At 48.4% G+C, this 22,552-nt stretch carries 18 protein-coding genes and 1 riboswitch; of the genes, 14 read left to right on the top strand and 4 right to left on the bottom strand.

Features of this window, described 5'->3' with window-relative positions; translation table 11 throughout:
• Positions 1 to 113: 113 nt before the first annotated feature.
• Together HPY31_RS06320 and HPY31_RS06315 are read left to right on the top strand one after the other, a co-directional pair.
• Positions 114 to 734 (top strand): class I SAM-dependent methyltransferase, encoded by a 621-nt coding sequence (locus HPY31_RS06320; protein WP_172139416.1) that lies wholly within the window; start codon positions 114 to 116, stop codon positions 732 to 734.
• Positions 735 to 752: 18 nt separating this feature from the next.
• Entirely contained in the window at positions 753 to 2,486 is a 1,734-nt protein-coding gene (locus HPY31_RS06315) for a DEAD/DEAH box helicase (protein ID WP_172139415.1), read from the top strand.
• A gap of 55 nt (positions 2,487 to 2,541) precedes the next feature.
• Here the strand turns inward: HPY31_RS06315 and HPY31_RS06310 are convergent, their stop codons facing one another.
• A complete protein-coding gene (locus HPY31_RS06310) occupies positions 2,542 to 2,892 on the bottom strand; it encodes a DUF779 domain-containing protein (protein WP_172139413.1) in 351 nt (116 codons plus the stop codon).
• Between the two features lie 3 nt (positions 2,893 to 2,895).
• On the bottom strand, positions 2,896 to 4,416 hold the full coding sequence (gene adh, locus HPY31_RS06305; protein WP_016739607.1) for an aldehyde dehydrogenase: 1,521 nt from the start codon (positions 4,414 to 4,416) through the stop codon (positions 2,896 to 2,898).
• Between the two features lie 300 nt (positions 4,417 to 4,716).
• Here adh and HPY31_RS06300 point away from each other — a divergent pair, with 300 nt between their 5' ends.
• The 9 genes from HPY31_RS06300 (at position 4,717) to HPY31_RS06260 (ending at position 15,194) form a co-directional block, all read left to right on the top strand.
• Positions 4,717 to 6,450 (top strand): sigma-54-dependent Fis family transcriptional regulator, encoded by a 1,734-nt coding sequence (locus HPY31_RS06300; protein WP_172139872.1) that lies wholly within the window; start codon positions 4,717 to 4,719, stop codon positions 6,448 to 6,450.
• Positions 6,451 to 6,670: 220 nt separating this feature from the next.
• Positions 6,671 to 7,747 carry a tartrate dehydrogenase gene (locus tag HPY31_RS06295; protein ID WP_172139411.1) on the top strand — a complete coding sequence of 359 codons (1,077 nt, stop codon included), beginning with the start codon at positions 6,671 to 6,673 and terminating at the stop codon, positions 7,745 to 7,747.
• A gap of 21 nt (positions 7,748 to 7,768) precedes the next feature.
• Positions 7,769 to 9,193, top strand: coding sequence for an aldehyde dehydrogenase family protein (locus tag HPY31_RS06290; protein ID WP_172139409.1), 1,425 nt, complete (start codon positions 7,769 to 7,771; stop codon positions 9,191 to 9,193).
• Positions 9,190 to 9,960: an SDR family oxidoreductase gene (locus tag HPY31_RS06285; RefSeq protein ID WP_172139407.1), complete on the top strand. Its 771-nt coding sequence runs from the start codon at positions 9,190 to 9,192 to the stop codon at positions 9,958 to 9,960. The genes HPY31_RS06290 and HPY31_RS06285 overlap by 4 nt, the downstream gene beginning before the upstream one ends.
• Before the next feature lie 62 nt (positions 9,961 to 10,022).
• Complete coding sequence (locus tag HPY31_RS06280) at positions 10,023 to 11,081, top strand: TRAP transporter substrate-binding protein (protein WP_172139405.1); 1,059 nt, start codon at positions 10,023 to 10,025, stop codon at positions 11,079 to 11,081.
• Positions 11,082 to 11,145: 64 nt separating this feature from the next.
• Entirely contained in the window at positions 11,146 to 11,613 is a 468-nt protein-coding gene (locus HPY31_RS06275; RefSeq protein WP_172139403.1) for a TRAP transporter small permease, read from the top strand.
• Between the two features lie 7 nt (positions 11,614 to 11,620).
• Entirely contained in the window at positions 11,621 to 12,895 is a 1,275-nt protein-coding gene (locus HPY31_RS06270) for a TRAP transporter large permease (RefSeq protein ID WP_172139401.1), read from the top strand.
• Positions 12,896 to 12,913: 18 nt separating this feature from the next.
• Positions 12,914 to 14,278: an FAD-binding oxidoreductase gene (locus tag HPY31_RS06265; RefSeq protein ID WP_064200094.1), complete on the top strand. Its 1,365-nt coding sequence runs from the start codon at positions 12,914 to 12,916 to the stop codon at positions 14,276 to 14,278.
• A gap of 334 nt (positions 14,279 to 14,612) precedes the next feature.
• Positions 14,613 to 15,194 carry an N-acetylmuramoyl-L-alanine amidase family protein gene (locus tag HPY31_RS06260; RefSeq protein ID WP_064200091.1) on the top strand — a complete coding sequence of 194 codons (582 nt, stop codon included), beginning with the start codon at positions 14,613 to 14,615 and terminating at the stop codon, positions 15,192 to 15,194.
• Between the two features lie 71 nt (positions 15,195 to 15,265).
• Here HPY31_RS06260 and HPY31_RS06255 read toward each other — a convergent pair whose 3' ends face one another.
• Entirely contained in the window at positions 15,266 to 16,009 is a 744-nt protein-coding gene (locus HPY31_RS06255) for a hypothetical protein (RefSeq protein ID WP_172139399.1), read from the bottom strand.
• A 336-nt stretch (positions 16,010 to 16,345) separates the two neighbouring features.
• Positions 16,346 to 17,185 carry a leucine-rich repeat domain-containing protein gene (locus tag HPY31_RS06250; protein WP_172139397.1) on the bottom strand — a complete coding sequence of 280 codons (840 nt, stop codon included), beginning with the start codon at positions 17,183 to 17,185 and terminating at the stop codon, positions 16,346 to 16,348.
• A gap of 254 nt (positions 17,186 to 17,439) precedes the next feature.
• Here HPY31_RS06250 and HPY31_RS06245 point away from each other — a divergent pair, with 254 nt between their 5' ends.
• The 3 genes from HPY31_RS06245 (at position 17,440) to HPY31_RS06235 (ending at position 22,321) form a co-directional block, all read left to right on the top strand.
• On the top strand, positions 17,440 to 19,068 hold the full coding sequence (locus HPY31_RS06245) for a formate--tetrahydrofolate ligase (protein ID WP_172139395.1): 1,629 nt from the start codon (positions 17,440 to 17,442) through the stop codon (positions 19,066 to 19,068).
• Positions 19,069 to 19,202: 134 nt separating this feature from the next.
• Positions 19,203 to 19,303, top strand: a riboswitch (cyclic di-GMP riboswitch).
• Between the two features lie 72 nt (positions 19,304 to 19,375).
• A complete protein-coding gene (locus HPY31_RS06240) occupies positions 19,376 to 21,349 on the top strand; it encodes a methyl-accepting chemotaxis protein (RefSeq protein ID WP_016739614.1) in 1,974 nt (657 codons plus the stop codon).
• A 114-nt stretch (positions 21,350 to 21,463) separates the two neighbouring features.
• Positions 21,464 to 22,321 carry a transporter substrate-binding domain-containing protein gene (locus HPY31_RS06235; protein ID WP_172139393.1) on the top strand — a complete coding sequence of 286 codons (858 nt, stop codon included), beginning with the start codon at positions 21,464 to 21,466 and terminating at the stop codon, positions 22,319 to 22,321.
• Positions 22,322 to 22,552 lie beyond the last annotated feature (231 nt).

Below are 22,552 nucleotides of genomic sequence, written 5' to 3'. Positions count from 1 at the left end.
AGTAATGAAATGTCTTACAAATTTCTTAATAAAGCCCGTTCAGGAAATGCTAGCTGATAGGATCGAGCCGATAAATAAGGTAAGATGTGAGGAAGAATACGAGAAAATTGGTGATGGCTTTGCTGGAATGGACAGGGGAGAGAATCATCCCCAAGCTGTTAAAACCTACGAATGGCATGCTGTTGGAGCATATAGCCAGATATTATTTTGCCGCACCTTATGTAAAAGGTCGAGTGCTGGATATTGCTTGCGGTACCGGCTACGGATGTCATATGATCGCAAAGGATCGAAAACGAGAGCTGACAGAACTGATCGGTGTCGACAACGATGAGGCGACGATCTTTTATGCCAATCGGGAATACAACCATCAAAAGATTACGTATCAGCAGGGTGACGCGCTTGATCCGGCACTACCCGAGCAATTGGGGTTGTTTGATACGATTTTGAGCTTTGAGACCATTGAGCATGTCGCAGACGATTTGCTGTTTATGGATAACTTGTATCGGATGCTGAAACCAGGTGGTACGCTCGTGCTGTCCAGTCCATTTGGCAGAGGGCGGGGCATGCAGACGAGTGAGCCCTTCCATGTTCATCAGCTGACGAAAGAAGAGTTCGCGGAGCTGTTTGTACGCTATTCTGACGTGGATATGTACTATCAGAGAGGCGTTACCTTTGAAAAAACACCTCGCGATGGCGTACGGTACTTTATCGGCATGGCAGTATGTACGAAATAATAACGGATCTATTTATGAATGGAGATGGCGAAACTGGCTGATTTTTTGGGATTGGGAATACATAAGGAACTGATAGATGCTCTGCAAGCAAATGGGATTACCGAGCCTACACCGATTCAGGAAAAAGCAATTCCTGTTGTGCTGGAAGGCAAAGATGTAATCGCGCAAGCACAGACGGGAACCGGGAAGACACTCGCATTTGTCCTGCCGATCTTGGAAAAAGCGGATCCACAAGCGACGCATGTTCAGGCGTTGATTCTTACTCCTACGCGGGAGCTTGCCTTGCAAATTACGGCAGAGGTAAAGAAGCTGACGGAAAAGCTGGAAGACATCCAAGTACTCGCGGTTTATGGGGGACAAGATGTCAATCAGCAACTAAGAAAGCTGAAAGGGAAAATACATGTGGTCATCGCGACACCGGGCCGTTTGCTGGATCATCTGCGAAGAGGGACGATCGATTTATCGCAGGTTTCGATGTTTGTCCTGGATGAGGCGGACCAAATGCTTCATATGGGTTTTTTGCCTGAGGTAGAAGATATTATGGCAAATACGCCTTTTGAAAAACAGACCTTGCTGTTTTCGGCCACCATGTCAGAGCAGGTGCAAGCACTTGCGAAGCGCTTTATGCAAAAGCCGGAAAATATCAAAGTGCAGGGCAAGCGAATTACGTTAGATGATATTCGCCAAATTGCAGTGGAGACCACGGATCGTGCGAAGCAAGCTACACTGTGCCGTCTGCTGGATGAACAACGGCCGTTTCTGGCGGTGATCTTTTGCCGAACAAAGCGCAGAGCTAGTAAGTTAAATGCAGAGCTGCAAGGTCTTGATTATATGTCTGACGAGCTGCACGGCGATTTGTCACAGGCGAAGCGCGAGGATGTCATGAAAAGATTCCGCGAGGCTAGGATTCAGTACTTGGTCGCAACTGATGTGGCAGCGCGTGGGCTTGATGTCGAGGGAGTCACGCACGTTTTCAATTATGATATCCCGGAAGATGTGGACAGCTATATACACCGGATAGGCAGAACGGGGCGAGCCAAGGAAAAAGGAACGGCTTTCACGTTGGTGGCAGGGAAGGATTGGGGGCAACTCAGGGAGATTGAAGAAGGGATCAATCTGTCTCTGGAGCGGCGTGAAATGGATCGCGGGGAATCGGATGGTCAGAAAAAGCAAAAGCCTGAGAGGGAGCGAGCCGAGAAAGCAGATCGGCAAGGGGATAAGCAGGGAAGAGGGAAAGGAAAGTCCGCTGAGGGAAGGGAGCAAGGCTCTAGGGGGCGTCGTGATGGAGATGGCCGACGCCAAGCAAAAGGTGGCGGTTCTGAGCGTAATTCAGGGAAACGTGAACGTGTAGAAGGTCGCTTTGAGGGCAAGGCAAAGGGCAGAGACCATACAGCAGGCGGGTTCGAGCGCAAGCCAAAGGACGGAAGCCGAGCAACAACAGGTGGCTTTGAGTACAAACCAAAGAACGGTAACCGAGCAACAACAGGTGGCTTTGATCGCAAGCCAAAGGATGGTAACCGAGCAGCAGGCGGCTTTGATCGCAAGCCGAAGGACAGTAACCGAGCAGCAGGCAGCTTTGATCGCAAGCCAAAGGATGGTAGCCGAGCAACAGGTGGTTTCGAACGCAAGTCGAGCAATTCCAAGGGCAAGCCAGTAGCTGCTCAACGCGGCTCAGCACGTCCGAATGCAAAGCAAGGCAATCGAGCAAGCACTGCTCCTGCAAAACGTACCTCTCGCAAAAAATCCAGATAGCAATCCAAGCAAAAAAGACCGTTCCCGCCGTAAAAAGGCAGGAGCGGTCTTCCTTTTATTCTTGTTCCGTGTCAGGAAATACCCGTGAACGTGTGAGGAAGCGTACTCCCTCAGGTCCTTCCAGCGAGAACATTCCGCCACGCCCATTCACGACGTCAATGATGAGCTGCGTATGCTTCCAATACTCATACTGCGCTTTGCCCATGTAGAACGGGCAGCCACCGATCTCGCCTAACAGAACGTCCTGCTCACCCACGAGAAATTCTCCGAGCGGGTAACACATGGGGGAGCTCCCATCGCAGCAGCCCCCTGACTGGTGAAACATCAGGTCACCGTGTTTGCCGCGAAGCCGTTCAATTAGTGCCAGTGCAGCATCTGTCGCGAGCACTTTTTCTGGCTGGCTCATTGATCAAAAGAAGCCCAGAGCTTGATCGCTGTAGCTGACCAGCAGGTTTTTCGTTTGTTGATAGTGGGACAGCATCATTTTGTGTGTCTCGCGGCCGATACCGGACATTTTGTAGCCGCCAAACGCTGCGTGAGCCGGGTAAGCATGGTAGCAGTTGGTCCAGACGCGACCAGCCTGGATTTCGCGGCCCATGCGGTAGGCTGTGTTCGTGTCGCGTGTCCATACACCAGCACCCAAGCCATACAGCGTATCATTTGCCATGGCGAGCGCTTCTTCTGTATCCTTGAAGGTCGTTACGGAGACGACCGGACCGAAGATTTCCTCTTGGAAGATACGCATCTTGTTGTGGCCTTTAAAGACAGTTGGCTGGATGTAGTAGCCGCCCTCGAGTTCACCTGCAAGCTGTGCACGAGCGCCGCCAATCAGGCATTCGGCACCTTCTTGTTTGCCGATATCCAGGTAGGAGAGGATTTTTTCTACCTGCTCCAAGGAAGCCTGTGCGCCGATCATTGTATCTGTATCGAGCGGATTTCCTTGCTTGATATTGGCTACGCGTTGCAGGGCACGCTCCATGAATTGGTCGTAAATGCTTTCGTGAATGAGCGCGCGGGATGGGCATGTGCAAACCTCACCTTGGTTGAGCGCAAACAGTACGAATCCTTCAATGGCTTTGTTAAAGAAGGCATCGTCTTTTGCAGCCACATCCGAGAAGAAGATGTTTGGCGATTTTCCGCCAAGCTCCAGCGTCACCGGAATGATATTTTGGGAAGCGTATTGCATGATCAAGCGCCCTGTCGTCGTTTCACCTGTAAAAGCAATTTTCGCGATGCGGTTGCTTGAAGCGAGCGGTTTACCCGCTTCCAGACCAAAGCCGTTCACGACGTTGACGACGCCAGGAGGGAGCAGGTCGCCGATCAGCTCCATCAGCACCATGATGGAGACAGGTGTTTGCTCCGCTGGCTTGAGGACGACGCAGTTGCCTGCAGCCAAGGCTGGAGCCAGCTTCCATGTAGCCATGAGGAGCGGGAAGTTCCAGGGAATAATTTGACCAACGACACCGAGTGGCTCATGGAAATGGTAAGCGACCGTATCGTTATCGATTTCAGCGAGTGTACTTTCTTGCGCGCGGATCGCTCCGGCGAAGTAGCGGAAATGGTCAATTGCCAGCGGGATGTCGGCCGCGAGTGTTTCACGAACGGGCTTGCCGTTTTCCCACGTCTCTGCGTTTGCCAGCATCTCCAGATTTGCTTCCATCCGATCCGCGATTTTTAACAACATATTTGCGCGCTGTGCAACAGAGGTACGACCCCACGCGTCTTTTGCCTCATGGGCAGCGTCCAGTGCCAGCTCAATATCTTCGGCTGTTGAACGGGCTACCTCGCAAAAGACCTTGCCTGTTACAGGTGAAACGTTTTCGAAATACTCACCTTTTACTGGCGGAACCCAATTACCCCCGATGTAGTTTTCATAGCGATTTTTGAAAGTCACCTTAGAACCGGCTTGACCGGGCTGAGCATAGATCATTGCGAGCGCCTCCTCATTTATCACATATTTCTTTACAGTCCTCTCTAAAAGCAAGTCTCGTACCAACGTGAAAAAGCTCGAAATGACAGCGTTTTCCTGCGTGGATGAGGATAGAAATTGTTCCATAATGGATCATGTCGTGTTCCGTATTGGGACAAAGGAGTGGATATCTGTCGGAAAATGACCGATGACGGCTAGCAGCCAGTCGGACAAATGTGCTCGTGGTTCGACTGGTTTTTTCTATAGCAAAGACTCTCATGTTATACTGAGGGGGAATGATTTTTGGGGGAGGGAATCGTGTTGTCGACGATTGTTCAGCAATCTTGGAAGCGCTGTCAGGAATCGAACCTCAAGGCTACGGAGAAGGCCAATGATCAAATCATTTCTGCCCGACGAATCAAAGAAATCATTCAGGATAATCACCCTCTGATTCGTGAGAGTCTCCCGCTTTTTAACAAGCTTGCTCCCTTTTTGTTATCGACAGAGCATATCGCACTCTTGTCTGACCGGGAAGGCAATATTATTCAAACGATCGGGGACCCGGTCTTCGCCAACCAGGCACAAAAAGTACAGCTGCAAATCGGAGCGAACTGGACAGAAGACTACAAAGGAACCAATGCGATTGGGACAGCGCTGATTGCACAACAGCCGATTCAGGTACAGGGAGAGCAACACTACTTCTTGGAAAATCGCTTTCTTACATGTTCAGCGGCTCCCATTTTTTCACCAGCGGGTGAGCTATTAGGCATCATTGACATTAGTACGCGTAAAGAATATTCCCATCCGTTTGCCCTAACCATTGCTTGCATGATCGCAGAGGCTTTGCAAAACCGCTTTTTGTTAGCAGATGCGGAGCGGGTGATCGCCCTACCAACTCTATCACGCCTAGGAGATGGTCGAGGGAAGCTGGCGCTCGTCGGCTTGGATCGGGACGAGCGTATCGTGGGCCTAAATGAGGCTTCGCAACAGCAGCTCGGAAAGGAAGCCTTGGGAACAAGAGTAAGTGTGGAGCAAGAACGTGCTGGCCGTCATGTGAAAGATCATCGCCCGCGTTTTTGGTCTGCGGCACCCAACGTACAGCTGAAGCCGTTTCCGCGTCTAGCTGGTTCATGCCCGCTCTTCTTGCAGGCAAAGATGCTCGGACAAAAGGCGGCGCAGGTAGATTTTCCTGTGATCATTTTGGGGGAGAGCGGTACGGGAAAAGAGCTGTTCGCTCAAATGGTCCATGAGACAGGGCCGCGTGCGCATGAGCCTTTTATCGCAGTGAACTGCAGTTCGATTCCAGAAAATTTAATTGAGAGTGAATTATTCGGATACGAAAGCGGGTCATTCACAGGGGCACATCGGGAAGGAAGAATCGGAAAGTTTGAAGCGGCGAAAAAAGGCACGATCTTTTTGGATGAGATCGGGGATATGTCTTTGCGTGCGCAAGCGGCACTTTTGCGCGTTTTGCAGGAAAAGGTCGTCACCCCGGTGGGGAGCAATCAATCCCGCCCAATTTATGCGCGGATCATAGCCGCTACGCATCGAAACCTGTTAGAGGAGATCAAGGAGGGACGTTTTCGGGCTGACCTGTACTATCGGCTCAAAGGAGTCTCCATTCATTTGCCGTCGTTGAAAAAGCGCAGTGATATCATCCAGGTGGCGGAGCATCTATTGCAGCAGATCGACACAGAACAACCGTACATACTGACCACGGAGGCAAAGGATAAGCTACGTGCTTATTCCTGGCCGGGCAATATCCGGGAACTGCAAGGCGTTCTGATTCAAGCGGTGTTTTTGGCAGAGGGGGACACCATTGATTGCGATCACATCCAACTGGAGGGATTGATGGAAGCCGATACGCCTGAGTCTTCGGAGCATGCCATTCCTTCGTTGCGTGAAACAGAGAGAATCGCAATCAAAAAGGCACTCGAGAAAAGTGACGGGAATGTCAGTAAAGCGGCCAAAATGCTGCAAATCGGACGGAATACCTTGTACCGCAAAATAGAAGAATACCAGATTGGAGCACCGATTAATCAAGAAAAGTCATAGATGGATGAAACGATATAGCTTGGCCTGAACAAATGTTGCAATGTGTGTTGCAACATTTTGTTGCGTTGTCTTGCAATGTCACCATGCGAGTGATGCATGGAGGGGAACGGGTGGAAGACTTTTATCCGGTTAGGGTGCAGGATACGGAGCTTGGCATTAATCATGCAAGTGGAAAGTGTGGTATAAAGTCGAAAAATTTAGATTTTTAGGAGGGAGACCGTTGCTACACTATTCCATTGCAGTAATTCCAGGAGACGGAATCGGTCCCGAGGTCATGGAGGAAGGTCTGAAGGTGTTGGGAGCCATAGAAGAGAGTCACGGCGGCATTCGGTTTGCCCGTGATGTCATGGATTGGAACTGTAGCTACTATCTCCAACACGGCAAAATGATGCCGGAGAATGGACTCCACATTTTAAAAGACTATGATTTGATTTTGCTTGGTGCAATCGGTGCGCCCGAGGTTCCTGACCATGTCTCTGTGTGGGAGTTGATTTTGCCTATACGCCGGGCATTCCAGCAGTATGTGAACCTTCGTCCGGTCAAGCTGCTCAAAGGTCTGGAAAGCCCTCTTCGCTATAAGGGCCATGCCGATCTGGATTTCGTCGTGGTGCGGGAGAATACAGAGGGTGAGTACTCCAATATGGGCGGGCGGATGCACCAGGGTACACCGTACGAAATGGCGGTGCAAAACAACGTATTTACCCGGTATGGCACAGAGCGCATCCTTAAGTACGCTTACGCACTCGCGGAAAAACGTTCGAAAAAGAGCGTGACCGCAGCAACGAAGTCCAATGGCATCAACCATTCCATGCCGTTCTGGGATGAGATCGTCAAGGAAGTCAGTCAGGAATACCCGGGTATCCAGACCAATCTGTATCATATCGACGCACTCGCTGCCTATTTCATCACGCGACCAGAAACGTTTGACGTCGTTGTCGCGAGCAACTTGTTTGGAGACATTTTGACTGATCTCGGGGCGGCAATCGTCGGAGGTTTGGGCTTGGCCCCTTCCGCGAACATCAATCCGGAGCGCAAGTACCCCTCCATGTTTGAGCCCATTCACGGCTCTGCGCCAGATATCGCGGGGAGAGGAATCGCCAATCCGATCGCACAGGTATGGAGCATCGCCATGATGATGGATCATCTCGATCTACCAGAGCTCAGTATTGTCATCATGAACGCTATCGAAAACGTGCTGCAAGATGGCGAGGTGCTCACTCCTGATCTTGGGGGGACGGCGACCACCAAAAAATTGGGAGACGAAATCGTTCGCCACATCTATCAAACAACGAGATAAATATTAAGGGAGGAAGAGGACATGGAAGCGAGATCGTATGATTTGTACATCGGTGGAGAATGGGTGAAGACCGAGAGCTACATCCCCGTCCTTCATAAATACACGGGCGAGTGCATCGCGCGTATTGCCAAGGCTTGTCAGCAGCATGTAACAGAAGCGGTGGAAGCTGCGTGGGAGACGTTTAAGGCGGACAAATTAACCCCTTTTCAACGATACAAAATCTTGCTGAAAGCCTCTGAGCTCATGGAGGACCGCCGGGACGAGATGGAGCAATCCTTGATTCGCGAAGTGGGCAAAACACGCAAGGACGCGAGGAATGAGCTGGATCGGACGATCAATACACTGCGCTTGTCGGCAGAAGAAGCCAAGAAAATTCACGGGGAAATGATTCCGCTGCAAGCAACGGAAGGCTCGGAAAATCGTCTGGGCTTTACCATTCGGGTACCCAAAGGAGTAATCGGTGCTATTACGCCGTTTAACTATCCCTTGCTGCTCAGTACACATAAGATCGCGCCAGCGCTCGCCGCGGGAAATACGCTGGTCGTTAAGCCAGCTACAGTCACGCCTATCGCAACCTTTCTGTTGGTGGAAATCCTGGAGGAAGCGGGCTTGCCAAAGGGCTACGTCAATATCGTGACAGGGGCAGGCAGTCAGGTAGGGGAATGGCTGCTGGATGAAGAGCGCATCGCCATGTACACCTTTACCGGGTCAGGAGAAGTCGGTCGCCGCATCAAGGAGCGAAGTGGCATGCGTCCCGTTGCGCTGGAGCTAGGCAACAACTCTCCCAATATCGTGCATCTCGATGCAGATTTGGAGTTAGCGGCCCGCCAAACAGCCTCCCGCAGCTTTCACAATGCGGGTCAGGCGTGCATTGCTGTTCAGCGCATCTACGTGCATGAATCAGTTTTGCAGGCGTTCAGTGACTTGTATATCTCCCATGTCCATCAGTTGAAGGTAGGGAACCCGGAGGACCCCGAGACGGATGTTGGACCGATGATTAGTGAAAAAGAAGCGAGTCGCACTGAGGAATGGGTACAGGAAGCGATTAGCCAAGGGGCTAGATCGCTTTTGCCTGTCAAACGGGAGGGGGCTCTTTTCTATCCGGCTGTGTTGGTGGATACAAGGCCAGAGATGAAGGTGGTTTGCCGGGAAGTGTTCGCGCCCGTCGTCACGATCATTCCGTACAGTGACCTTGAAGATGCTTTTACACAAGCCAACGATTCGGAGTACGGCTTGCAGGCGGGGATTTTTACCCGTGATTTAAACGTCGCGATGAAAGCAGCACGCGTTCTGGAGTACGGTGGCGTGGTGATCAACGACGTTTCGACCTACCGCAATGACATCATGCCATACGGTGGAATCAAAAACAGCGGACTGGGCAAGGAAGGCCCGCGTTATGCAGTCGAAGAGATGACCGAAGAGCGAATGGTGGTGATCAACCTATGAGCGGGCAGCTTTTGCAAGGGAAAACGGCGATTGTAACAGGGGCCGGGTCGGGAATGGGCAAGGCCATTGCGAAGCTTTTTGCAGACGAGGGAGCAAGCGTCATTCTGGGTGATTTGAACAAAGAGGCGGCAGTAGCGGTTGCCCAAGAGCTGCCACAAGGGAAAGGTCATGCGGTGCAAACAGATGTGGCAGACGATACAAGTGTCGCTGCACTCGTGAAGGAGACACTCGAAGCGTACGGCTCGATTGATGTCCTGGTCAACTGCGCGGGTGTTCCCCAAGCGTTTACCCCCATTGAGGAGTTGACCTTGGAGCAGTGGGATCGCATCATGTCTGTGAACACGAAGTCGATCTTTTTGACGACAAGGCATGCGGTCCCCCACATGAAGGAGAAGGGGAAAGGCAGCATCATCAATATCGCGTCGATTGCCGGGATCAGAGCCCGTCCGGGGCTGAATGCGTACTGCGCGTCCAAGGGGGCAGCTATCATGTTGAGCAAGGCGTTGGCGATTGAGCTCGCTCCTTTTCAAATCCGGGTCAATGTCATCAATCCAGGACCAGCGGAGACGCCGATGCTGGGCAAGTTTATCAATGGAGATGAAGCGGAGGTAGAGGCCGGGAAAAAAGATATTTTCATCAGCAGTGTTCCATTGGGCATGTTGATTCAGCCGGAGGATATCGCACAGGCGGCTCTCTATTTGGCTTCTGATCTATCTAAAATTGTCACGGGCGAGGTCATGAATGTAGACGGTGGAAGAGGCATCTAGTAAAATGAATTAAATTTTCATATTATTTAAAAAACAAACGAACCAACTGGGGGTACTATCAAATGTTTCGGAAGAAGGGGAGCTTCGTACTAGCGAGCATCATCATGTCGGTGTCTTTATTTCTAGCGGCGTGCGGAGGAGGAGGCGGTCAACAGACTGCTCCGCCTGCAGGACAAGCCGGGGGGACTGAAGCGTCGAAAAGTGACGGACAAAGCTATGTATTCAAAGCAGGGCATTCACTGACGGAGGATCATCCATACCATTTGGCGTTGAAAAAAATGGCCGAGGATGTCGACAAGCGCTCGAACGGAAAAGTGAAAATCGAGGTGTACCCGCTGAGCCAGCTAGGAGCGGAGCGTGAATTGACAGAGGCGCTGACCTTTGGAACGGCGGATATGTCGATTACCTCGACTGCGCCTGTGATGAACTTCCATCCGAAGCTAGGCGTGCTGGATCTTCCGTTCTTGTTTGAGAGCCGTGAGCAGGCGTACAAGGTACTTGACGGACAAGTCGGGCAAGACCTCCTCAAGGATTTGGAAAACGCTAATCTGGTCGGGCTGGCTTGGGCTGAAAACGGATTTCGCCATATAACGAACGGTTCAAAGGTGATCAAGAAGCCGGAGGATGTGGCAGGGCTGAAGATACGCACGCAGGAAAATCCGATTCATTTGGCTGCATTCGAAGCATTGGGAGCGAAGCCGACCCCGATGGCTTGGACAGAGGCGCTGACGGCGCTGCAACAAGGAGTCGTCGATGCCCAAGAAAATCCGGCGATTGTCGCGCAGACCTACAAGTTGTATGAATCCAAGCAAACGCAAATGGCCCTCACTGGGCATGTCTACTCAGCGGCTATGATCTTGTTTAGCAAGCCTGTATGGGATAAGCTCCCGGCAGATGTCCAGCAACTTCTTGCCGAGGAAGCCAAAAAAGCGGGTCAGTACGAGCGCGAGTTGATGATCAAGATGGAAGAAGAGGCCATTTCCACTATTAAAGCAAAAGATGTAGTCATTACCGAAGACGTGGATAAGCAAGCTTTCCGCGATGCGATGAAGCCTGTCTATGACAAGTTTTCCGGGCAGTTCGGCAAAGAGCTGGTGGATCAAATTGTAAATACAAAATAAACGGCAGAAGGGAGACGAGCCACTCTGGCTTTTCTCCCCTTTTTCCTGCGAAAGGAGATTGTGTGTGGGCAACCTTGTTTCCAAAATAAACAGCATCCTTCGTTTTTTTATCATTGCCCTTCTGGCTATTATGGTGATCGCTGTCTTCTTGCAGGTGCTTTTCCGTTTTTTGCTCGACCAGCCCTTGGCCTGGACGGAGGAAGTGGCTCGGTATTTGCTGATCTGGATCACGTTTCTGGGATCAGCGTACGCAATGTCGATCAAAGCACACATCGGTACGGAATACATTCAAAAGTACTTGTCGCCTCGCATGAACAAGCTGGTGCTGGTTATTGCCGCTTTGTGTAGTCTGGTCTTTTTTTACGTCATGGTTCAGCAAGGCTACTTGTTATCAGCGAGAAGCATGACACAAACCTCACCCACTCTGCTCGTTCCAATGGGCTATGTATACATGGTGATTCCGATCAGTGGTGCCTTACTCATCATGAACGTGATCCATGTGACATGGAAAGACATTACCGGGAAGGAGTGACCAGATTGTGGGTACGATTTTGTTTTTAACACTGTTGGTGCTCCTGATCGTGAACGTACCGATCGGGGTGGCATTGGGGTTGTCTGTCGTTGTCGTGTTTATGCTGGAGGGGAACATTCCTCTTCTGGTTGTGATTCAGAAAATGTTTAACGGGACAGATTCCTTCCCTTTGATGGCGATCCCGTTCTTCCTCTTGGCAGGAAAGCTGATGGAAACAGGTGGAATCTCTGCAAGGCTAATTCGTTTTGCGAATACGATTGTCGGGAACCTCCCGGGAGGATTGGCTATCGTGGCGGTCATGGGTTGTACCTTTTTTGCAGCGATATCGGGTTCTTCTGCCGCAACAACGGCAGCCGTAGGGGGGATTTTGATCCCGCACATGGTCAAAAAAGGGTATAATGTCCGATTTTCTGCGGCATTGCATGCAACAGGGGGAACGATCGGTGTCATGATTCCTCCGAGTGTGCCAATGGTTTTGTACGGGGTAGCAGCGAGTGCCTCGATTAGCGACTTGTTTATTGCCGGGATTGGACCGGGTATTCTCGTAGCAATCTCGCTGATCCTGTACTCGTATTGGATCAGTAAGAAAAACGGCTGGGGTGGCGGAGAGAAGCATACACCCAAAGAGATATGGGAGGCATTCAAGGACGCCATTTTGGCGATTCTCATGCCGATCATTATCCTTGGCGGTATATACGGAGCCGTCTTTACTCCGACAGAAGCAGCAGTGGTAGCCGTGATTTACGGTCTGATTGTTGGGCTTTTCGTCTACCGGGAGATCAAGTGGAGGGACTTGGGGGAAATCTTCGCGGGCTCTGCCAGCATGACAGCGGTCATCATGCTTATTATCGCGACTGCCAACGCATTTGGCTATCTGATGACGAGGGAAAACATCCCGCAGGAAATTGCACAATTCATGCTAGGGATTACCGATAGCACGATCATCACGTTGCTCATCATTAACATCTTGCTGCTCATTTTGGGGACGTTCATGGAAACAGCGGTTACGATCATTCTCCTGACACCGATCCTGTTGCCGATCACGAATTCTTTAGGCATTGATCCGGTGCTATTCGGAGTGATCATGGTCGTCAACTCCGCCATCGGTATGCTGACGCCACCGGTTGGGATCAATTTGTTGGTAGCAGGAAATATTGCGAAGCTCCAGAATACGGAGATTGAGCGAGCGGTGATCCCGTTTTTGGTCATTATGATCGTCGATTTGATGCTTATCACCTACATACCTGAAATCAGCTTATTCCTTGTCAACTTGAGCAAGTAACGGAGGGGGAAAACCAACGTGGATTACAAGCAAGCGTTAGTGGGATTGCTGGGGGAAGAACGAGTATCGACCAACCCCACAATACTGGAGCATCATAGCCATGATGAATCGTACCATACCCCGCATCTTCCGGATGTGGTCGTGTTTCCGCAGACGGCAGAGGAAGTCAGCCAAATCATGAAGCTGGCAAACGAAAAGCGCATTGCGGTAACGCCGTTTGGCATGGGGAGCAGTCTGGAAGGCCATGCGATTCCTTATGCGGGCGGAATCAGCATGGATTTTTCCTTGATGAACCAAGTGCGGGAGGTGCGACCGAAGGATTTCCTCGTGAGAGTCCAGCCAGGTGTGACGCGCACCCAGCTCAATAAAGAGTTGAAAAAGCACGGATTGTTTTTCTCCGTCGATCCTGGCGCGGACGCGACTTTGGGTGGGATGGCTGCTACAAACGCCAGTGGAACGACTTCTGTTCGCTATGGCGTGATGCGTGATCAGGTTCGCGATCTGGAAGTGGTGACGGCAGACGGACGTATCATCCGTACAGGGAGCATGACAGCCAAGTCCTCCTCAGGCTACCATCTTACTGGGCTATTTGTCGGGTCGGAGGGAACGCTTGGTGTATTTACAGAGCTGACCTTGCGTGTTTACGGCATCCCTGAGGCGACAACGGCGGCGCGTGCCAGCTTCCCTTCTGTTCAGGATGCTGTCGATACCGTCGTAGATATTCTCGGAGCGGGTATTCAAGTAGCGCGAATCGAGCTGGTTGATGAACGTTCCATCCAACAAGTGAATCTGTACAAAGAAACGAGCTACCCGGAAGCACCGACGCTGTTTATCGAGTTCCACGGCAGTGAACAAGGGCTCGCGTATGATATCGATTTTGCGCAGAACATCGCCGATGGACATGGCTGCACACAGTTTCTCTTTGAAACCGATTCAAAAGCGAGGGCGCAGCTCTGGGACGCTCGTCATAACCTGGCGTATGCCTTCCTGCACAAATCCCCCGGGAAAAAGCTGATGGTGACAGATGTTTGCTTGCCGATTTCCGAGCTGGCAGGGGCCGTTGTGGACGCCCGACAAGCCATTGATCGCGCTGGGCTGGATGGAGCGATTGCAGGGCATGTCGGGGATGGGAACTATCACGCTATCCTAATGATCGACCTGAATGACCCCGAAGAAGTTGCGCGTGCCGAGGAAGTAAATGCGCATCTGGTGGAGTACGCATTGAGTCGGGGAGGAACCTGCACCGGAGAACATGGTGTGGGTGTGGGGAAAATCAAATACCAGCGCAAGGAACATGGAGAAGCACTGGACGTCATGCAAGCCATGAAGCATGTGCTGGACCCGAACGGCATTTTGAATCCGGGAAAAATTTTCGGGAAATAACAGAGAGCCTGCATTCTGAACGTTTGTCGGAATTGGTAATATCCCCTTTGAGTAGGTAGTGTTAAAAGCCCGCCTCACTAACGGTGGGTCCTACCTTATAGGTAAAAAGAGAAGGTAAAAAACAACCGTTTTCCATAAAATATTCCATCTACTTTTCTGAATGGGATACTCAATAAACGTAACAAAACGCCATTTCATCGCGTTTTCGTAGTACATTAGGAATTTTTTGGGCATTGGTTGTAAAAGGACCTCGTTTTTTTCCTTTATGTATGAAAGCGACAAATTGACCGGTCAAATCAAGTCGCTTATTACATTTAGATAGGGGAAAATAAATATGAGCTTGCGTGGAAAAAAGATTTTCGTTGATCCAGGTCATGGTGGTACAGCTTCTCAAGGTAAAAATCGTTGTGGCACTTACGCTGTAGGTACTTCTGGCAAAAAATCTGGAAATGAAAAAAGTTCTGCCCTTTCAATCGCTGAAGTCCTGGTAGAGTACCTGGAAGAGGCTGGTGCAAATGTTAAGATGAGCCGTACAACGGATGATCCAGTTTGCTTGGATGAACGTGCTAAAATGGCAAATAAATGGGGCGCGGATATCTTTGTTTCCCTCCACCATAACAGTAGCACCAATACAAGCGCTAATGGTCTCTCGGCACACTACTATAAATCCGAGGATAAAGCACTAGCGGAAGCTATTCTTCCAAGAATCGTAGATTATACGGGCCTCGATACATGGGGAAGCACAGGAATTAGAAAGGACAACTTCCAAGTACTGCGGGATACTGATATGCCGGCAACATTGCTTGAATTGGGTTTCATGTCCAATCCAGATGACGATGCATTTATTGCCGACTACGACAACAAAATTGACATGGCCAGTGGTATCTACCGTGGTATCCGAGATTATTTTGAATAAAATATTTCATCAAACAAGCCCCTGGATCTCCCCAGGGGCTTCTCTTTTTCATATACAGTTCTGTTCAAATCTCATGGCTTTTCTCGAATAAAGAAATCAAGAAGGACAAAATTTTTCTGTGCATCTTCTATTGCCAATGTAGCTTTACTTAGGTGATTAGCAGGTAACTGATTTATTGGAATGCGAGTTTGAAAAGTTCCATCTTGATTGACTTCGATCTTACCCGTCATCAGATCTTGGACACCATCGCTCACAGAATAAGATAATTTTTCAGGATGTCCCACTTTTCCTGTAATTTCTAACTCCTCACCAACCAGCATGTTCGTATAGGGAACAGGGTTATGTATGGTTAGCCAGTCGACACTATTAGTTTTAAAAGCTATTTCATGTTCTGTATGCCAGGCATTTTTAACTTCCTCAGAAGATACCCTAGCAGATACAATGACTTTCCCATGCAAGGTTGAGGGAATTTTTTCTAGTGTGATTTCTCTCATGTATTGGAAGACTTTGCTTTGTGGTTTTATTTCTTCCTGAAACAATATATTTTTAAGATCATCTTGTATTGTTACGTTGTAGGAGTAATCAGGCACTCCATAAAAATGGATAGTCATTACTTTGTCTTCAATGACTGAAAAGTTTTTTGGACTACGAATTTCAGCTAAATTGGACTGATCTTCAAATAGATTCGTAGGATTCTCTTCTACAAATGTAACATAACCATTTGGATGATCTATGACTCTCTCATTGCATCCAAAGAGAGATAAACAAAGCAATGTGAGTAAAGAAAGATACGCCCTAAATTTTATCGTGTGCACAACGATCAACTCCTCTTTTAGTAATCGCGTGAGTATGAAGACAAATATAAGACGTGTATTTCCATAAAAAGGTTTCCCTCACTGAAAAGGTTTCCGATACCGTTTGGTGAGCCTCTGCTTCCTGTGGTACGTCCCGAAGAATGGAAAAGCACCTTGAGAATTTTTTTGCGGAACAAAAATTAAAAGATGCTGATGCTTGTTCTTATACGAACCTTCAAGATGTAATCGATCAACGTGGCGAATTTGAATACTACAACTATTACACGAAATAAAGAAACCTCTCTTGTCTAAGAGAGGTTGAGGCTGCCGACTTCCTCGGCAGTCTCTTTTTTAAAATTAATTTCCATCATTAATTTCATTGCCATTTTCAGTGACTTTGATTTCTTTTTTCAGCAAAGCTAAGTCGCTAATGCTTTTTCGATCAACTAGCAGAATTGATAATTTATCAAGACTGAGTAACGGTTTTATAGAAGTTACCTTTGTGCCTCTTATATCTAAATAATTTAATTTAGGTAGAGACTGTATAGATGTAATGTCTGTGATGGGAGCATTCATCATTTGTAAACGTTCCAAATTCGGGAGTTCTTTTACAAAATCCATCGAGTTAATAGGATTATTTGATACATCTAAGAAAGTAAGATGGCGTAGTTTAATTGGTGATAAAGCTGTTATTTTATTATTTCGAATGGTTAAGTGCTGGAGAGATTTACTATTCTCAAGCATTTTCAAAACTGATAAATCTCCCTCATTCAGTGAGAGGCTTATTAGTTTACTGTTAGTTAAAACAGGTAACTGAGCTTCCTGAAAACCAGTGATTGAAAGATATTCAAGTTCACTCAAATCCTTTAGAAACAGATAATCCTTAACATTGATTCTGTTCAAAGATAGCGTTTTAAGGTTTTTCATTTTAGATAGGACAGATAAATCAATCGGTGCTTCTCTTTGTTCCAGAGGAACATTATCTATTTCTAATGTGAGTTCTTCGATATTGAATAAATCCTCCATTTTGATGTCTTGCTTTTGCTTATTCAGTGATTTAGATAAAGATTCTAATAATAACGGGGAAACACTCTCAACTTGTGATTGTTCTTTCGGCAATTCATTCAAATTCGTTTCGTTAGCTTCGCATCCAGTTAGTACACCTAAAATAATCAAAAGAGTTATAAGTTTTTTCAAATTCATCCCCCATTTTTCAGGACATCCTAGTGGCTATCCTGTCATTAACTGTATGACGTTATATTCCATAAAATGGTTCCTGGATTTTTCATTCGATCTGACAATCTGATACGCTATGCATTCTGAACGTTTGTCGGAATGTGGGCTTTTTCTTTTGCGTAATGTGTCGAAGAGGAGAGGAGAAAGGATGATTATGCAGAATGTAGAAGATTGGTAACTGGTGCATTACATTCTGGTGTGGCAGGGAGGCAAGTATGAAGTCTATTGTTGAAATTGCCAAGAGTGCAGGTATCGAAGAACAGCATTTGGAGCTATACGGAAAATATAAAGCCAAACTATCAGATGAACTATGGGAGCAAGTGAAGGATCGCCCTGATGGCAAACTAGTTCTTGTTACAGCGATGAACCCCAACCCGGCGGGAGCAGGCAAGACGCTCACGACGATTGGTCTGTCACAAGCATTAAATCATCTCGGGAAGAAAACAATGGCAGCACTTCGCGAGCCGTCCTTGGGTCCTTGCATGGGGATCAAAGGAGGCGCAACGGGAAGCGGCCAGGCACAAATTCTCCCGGCCGATGAAATTAACCTGCATTTTACAGGGGACATTCATGCGATTACAGCTGCACATAACTTGTTGGCAGCGATGATCGACAATCATATTTTCCATGGCAATCCGCGCGGACTCAATCCAAAGAAAATCGTTTGGAAACGAGCTATGGACATGAACGACCGCGCACTGCGAAACATCGTGGTTGGTATGGGTGAAGGCAATGGAATGACGCGTGAGGATGGCTTCATGATTACGACCGCGTCGGAAATCATGGCGATCTTATGCTTGAGTGAGAATCTAGCAGACTTGCGCGAGCGGTTGAACCATATCATTATTGGCTACGATTTCAATGATCAGCCTGTACGGGCGGAAGAAATCAACGCGGTCGATGCGATGTGCGTTCTCTTGAAGGAAGCCATCAAGCCCAATCTCGTACAGACAATCGAAGGAACCCCGGTCATCATTCACGGCGGACCTTTTGCCAATATCGCGCATGGGTGCAGCAGTGTGATCGGAACCAAAATGGCCTTGAAGCTGGCAGATTACGTCGTAACAGAGGCTGGATTTGGTGCCGACTTGGGGGCCGAGAAGTTTTTTGACATCAAGTGCAGAAAAGCAGGTCTGACTCCATCGGCTGCTGTCGTGGTCATTACGGTTCGGTCGTTGAAATACAACGGCGGGGTAAAAGTACCGGACTTGGCGGTGGAGAACTTGTCTGCTCTGGAAAAAGGCTTCGAAAACGTCAAGCGACATCTGGAAAACCTACAGAAGTTTGGTGTGCCAGCAGTGGTGGCCATCAATCATTTTGCGACAGATACCCAAGCAGAGATTGATGCTGTCATTGCGCTGTGTCAAGCGGCTGGAGCCGAAGCAGCGCTCTCTAAAGTGTGGGCAGAAGGAGGAGCAGGCGGTGTCGAGCTGGCTGAAAAAGTAATTCGAGCAGCAGAGCTGCCTTCGTCCTTCCGATTCTTGTATGAGGAAGACCTCAGCATGAAAGACAAGATCGAGACTGTCGTGAAAGAAGTATACCGTGGATCAGGAGTTGTCTTTTCGCCGTTAGCATTAAAAACGATGCAAAAGGTAGAAGAAATGGGCATGTCCCATCTGCCTGTATGCATGGCGAAAACACCTTACTCTTTTACGGATCGTGCTGATCTGTTGGGGGCACCTGTAGACTTCACGATACATGTGAGCGAAGTGCGCATATCAGCAGGAGCTGGTTTTATCGTGGCACTGACCGGAAGCTTGGTTACCATGCCGGGCCTTCCGAAAAAGCCGGCTGCGGAATCGTTGTATGTAGACGAGGATGGTCAAGTGATTGGATTAAGCTAATCAAAAAGTGTGACAAAAAGCTGACAGCTGTAAAAGGTTGTCAGCTTTTTTTCCATTTTGAGGTTTATTCGCAGAAAGTTATGGGAAATGAAAGGTGAGATTGAAAAAAGTGAACTTAATTGAAAACCAACAAGGAATGACAAAGGCAAACTTGCTGAAAGGCAGGGACGCAAAGCCACGGGTCTAAGGACGAAGGTCAAATGACTTTCGCAGCTAGGACAGCCGGGTTGCCATACCGTAGTCATGATGGGCTGTCGGTGGGCAGTCTTTTTTTTGTTGAAAAAAGAGAAGGGAGAAGGGATTCGGTATGAAAAATAGTTTGAAGAATAAGCTAATTATCGTTTTGTGCCTGCTATTGGTAATAAGTTTGGGTACGGTTTGCGGTGCAAGCTATTGGAGTGCTTCCAACCTTTTGGCAAACAGCCTGGACAAAGAAGCTGAGCTGTCAGCTAGCAATCTCTCGATTCGTATCGATGGTTTCTTTCAAGAGAAAATTGAGATTGTAAGAGCGATAGGAGGGTTGATGTCGGCAGATCAAAATGTCGAACAAGACCTGAAACTCATTCAAGAAGCCCAAAAGAAAAACCCCGAGTTTGAGACGTTCTTCTTTTCGCATGACTTAAGCGGTAAGAAAGTGATCAATTTCAAGGGTGAAGTGACCGACATCTCGGATCGTCCGCATATTAAGGAAGCTAGCAAAGGGGAAGGGAAGGTCGTTGTCTCTGAGCCAGTCATTTCGAAGCGGACAGGGAATAACATCGTGACACTGGTCGTTCCATTGATGAAGGACAATCGTCAATACGGTTACATCGGTTCTACGATTCCAATCAATGAGATCCAAAAAAAGGTGTCTGAGGAGAAATTCGGCGAATTAGGTTACGCCTTTTTAGTAAGCAAAACAGGAACATTTATTTATCATCCGAATAGCGAGTACATTCTGAAGGAATCCATTCTTAATATGGGTATTCTTCCACTTCAGACTGCTTTTGAAGATATCAAGCAAGGGAATCATGGAATCGCCCAATACGAATACGAGAATACAGAGCGATTTGCTTCCTATGCGCCAACCAATTTGAACTGGGGGATATACATCACTGCGCCCGTAGCGGAGCTGCATGCACCTGTCGATCAACTGTTAGTCCGATTGACGGTTATTTCCCTCATCGTATTGGCGCTTGGGGTCGTCCTCATCTATTTCTTGGCTGTACGCATGGTAAAACCAATTGAGCGTCTAAATCACGCAGTAAATGTAGTGGCGCAGGGGAATTTGAAAGAGACCGTAACGGTTGACGGAAAAGACGAGATTGCGGTTCTGTCCCGTGACTTTAACCAGACGGTATCACACTTGAAAAATTTGATCGAAGACGTATCACTGTCGTCTGATCAAGTTCAGCGCTTTAGTCAGGAAGTATCCGCAGGCATTAAACAAGCGACGGAAAACATCAACCAAATCGGCTTGTCTATCGCACAGATTTCTGAGGGAGCAGAGGCGCAGGCATCTAGCTCGCAGGAAGTCGCATTGTCGATGACTGACATGGCAGCGGGCATCGTGAAAATCGCGGAGACGTCTGCACATGTTTCTGAGGCTGCCCAGATCGCAACAGAGCAGGCTGAGCAAGGGACTGCTGTGGTAGAGCAGGCAGTTCGCCAGATGGGAAGCATTGGTGAGGGAACTTCGAAGGCGACTGTAGCCATCGAGCAGCTCAACAATCGCTCCAAAGAAATCGAAGGCATTCTCGATACGATCAGTCAGTTGACCTCGCAAATTAATTTGCTTGCCTTGAACGCTTCGATTGAGGCAGCACGTGCTGGCGAGCATGGACGTGGTTTTGCTGTAGTTGCTGGTGAAGTGAAAAAACTGGCGAACCAATCCGAGGAATCCGCATCGAAAATTGCAATGCTGATCGGGGAAATCCAGCAGGATACTCATCACGCGGTAGAAGTTATGACCGAGGGCAACCAAAACGCACAGCAAGGTATCCAACTGGTCGAAGAGGTTCGCGAAATCTTTGAGCATATTTTGGAATCTTCCCGGAACGTTGCCGCGCACATTTTGGAAGTATCCGCCGCATCTGAGCAAATGTCAGCAGGCTCCCAACAGGTGAGTGCTTCTGTAGACGAAATGCATAACATTGCAAAGCATGCTTCACTCGACGCGCAAACAGTGGCAAGGGCAACCGAAGAGCAACTTCAAGCCATCCAAGAAATTGGCAAGTCTGTCGAGCATTTGAACGCAGTGGCAGAAGAATTACAGCAAGGAATCGGCAGGTTTACGGTATAAGAAGCAGCTCATCAGGTTGTAAGTCCTCTTTTTGAAAGGGGGGATGCCATTAGGGGATGATGGAGTTTGTTTCTATAACTAAATTCATTACCGTTTAACAGGAGGAGAACCCAGATGAAAAAAATCACACAGACAATTTTGGCGAGCACACTCGCTGCAACTATGCTCATGACATCAGGAACAGGTGCTTTTGCCGCAACAGCGGTTAAGCCTGTCCCAACTGTAGCGGCTGAAGCTGCTAAAAAACCACAAGTGAAAAAGTTTGAGTCTCGTTTGGACGAAATCATTGCGAGAGGCTACATCCTCGTAGGTACTCCAGGCGACTACAAACCGTTTACATATTTGAATCCGAAAACAAACCAATTCGAAGGTTACGATATCGATGCGATGAAGGAATTCGCAAAAAGCCTGGGAGTAGAGGCGCGTTTTGTCCAAACCTCTTGGCCGACACTGATGGATGATCTGTTGGCAAATAAATTCGATATTGCTGTCGGAGGCGTTACGCGCAACACAGACCGTCAGAAAAAAGCGCATATGAGCGATCCTTATATTATGTTCGGTAAAGCTCCACTCATCCGTGCAGAAGACAAGGATAAGTACAAGAGTGTAGCAGACATCAACAAGCCAGAGGTGCGCATTGGTGTGAATCCAGGTGGAACCAACGAAAAGTTTGTTCGTGAGCACCTGACAAAAGCAACTGTGACGGTTGAACAAAACAACCTCGACATTCCTGGTCTGGTAGCAAGTGGTAAGTACGATGTGATGATCACGGATACGCTGGAAGCGCTTGTATATTCTAAAGCAGATTCCCGCCTGTATGCTGCTCTGACCGACAACCCGTTCACCAAAAGTGAAAAAGCGTACATGATTCACCGCGGAGATACGATTTTCGCTAACTACTTGGATCTGTGGATGGATGAAATGAAACTGCAAGGAAAGTTTGATGAGCTTTACAACAAATGGGTAAAATAATCGAATAACAGACAAGCAGCCTGATTCTGGGCTGCTTTGTTATTTTTACAAGATTCATCACCAAAAAATGAAACAATTTGGGTATATAAGCTGTTTGCTTTTTCGGTCATTGCATGGTACGATTACAGCTATGTTCTTTAGGGCGCTACGTACAATCGGGATAAAAGGGCATGTTCCGGATCGTAAGGAATAGTGCCCTTTTTTTTGAGAATTTTATAGATGAAGGTATTG

Origin of the sequence: Brevibacillus sp. HB1.3 (assembly GCF_013186635.1) — a bacterium.
GTDB classification, from domain to species: Bacteria; Bacillota; Bacilli; order Brevibacillales; family Brevibacillaceae; genus Brevibacillus; species Brevibacillus brevis_D.
The sequence above is the reverse complement of the archived record's forward strand: the minus strand, read 5'-3'. Positions and strand labels throughout refer to the sequence as shown.

Bases quoted from the DNA above. Each gene is read 5' to 3' on its own strand.
- adh (WP_016739607.1), bottom strand. From the start codon at position 4,416: ATGATCTATGCTCAGCCCGGTCAAGCCGGTTCTAAGGTGACTTTCAAA.
- HPY31_RS06290 (WP_172139409.1), top strand. From the start codon at position 7,769: ATGGAAGCGAGATCGTATGATTTGTACATCGGTGGAGAATGGGTGAAG.
- HPY31_RS06280 (WP_172139405.1), top strand. From the start codon at position 10,023: ATGTTTCGGAAGAAGGGGAGCTTCGTACTAGCGAGCATCATCATGTCG.
- HPY31_RS06235 (WP_172139393.1), top strand. From the start codon at position 21,464: ATGAAAAAAATCACACAGACAATTTTGGCGAGCACACTCGCTGCAACT.
- HPY31_RS06315 (WP_172139415.1), top strand. From the start codon at position 753: ATGGAGATGGCGAAACTGGCTGATTTTTTGGGATTGGGAATACATAAG.
- HPY31_RS06260 (WP_064200091.1), top strand. From the start codon at position 14,613: ATGAGCTTGCGTGGAAAAAAGATTTTCGTTGATCCAGGTCATGGTGGT.
- HPY31_RS06310 (WP_172139413.1), bottom strand. From the start codon at position 2,892: ATGAGCCAGCCAGAAAAAGTGCTCGCGACAGATGCTGCACTGGCACTA.
- HPY31_RS06240 (WP_016739614.1), top strand. From the start codon at position 19,376: ATGAAAAATAGTTTGAAGAATAAGCTAATTATCGTTTTGTGCCTGCTA.
- HPY31_RS06320 (WP_172139416.1), top strand. From the start codon at position 114: ATGGCTTTGCTGGAATGGACAGGGGAGAGAATCATCCCCAAGCTGTTA.
- HPY31_RS06285 (WP_172139407.1), top strand. From the start codon at position 9,190: ATGAGCGGGCAGCTTTTGCAAGGGAAAACGGCGATTGTAACAGGGGCC.
- HPY31_RS06245 (WP_172139395.1), top strand. From the start codon at position 17,440: ATGAAGTCTATTGTTGAAATTGCCAAGAGTGCAGGTATCGAAGAACAG.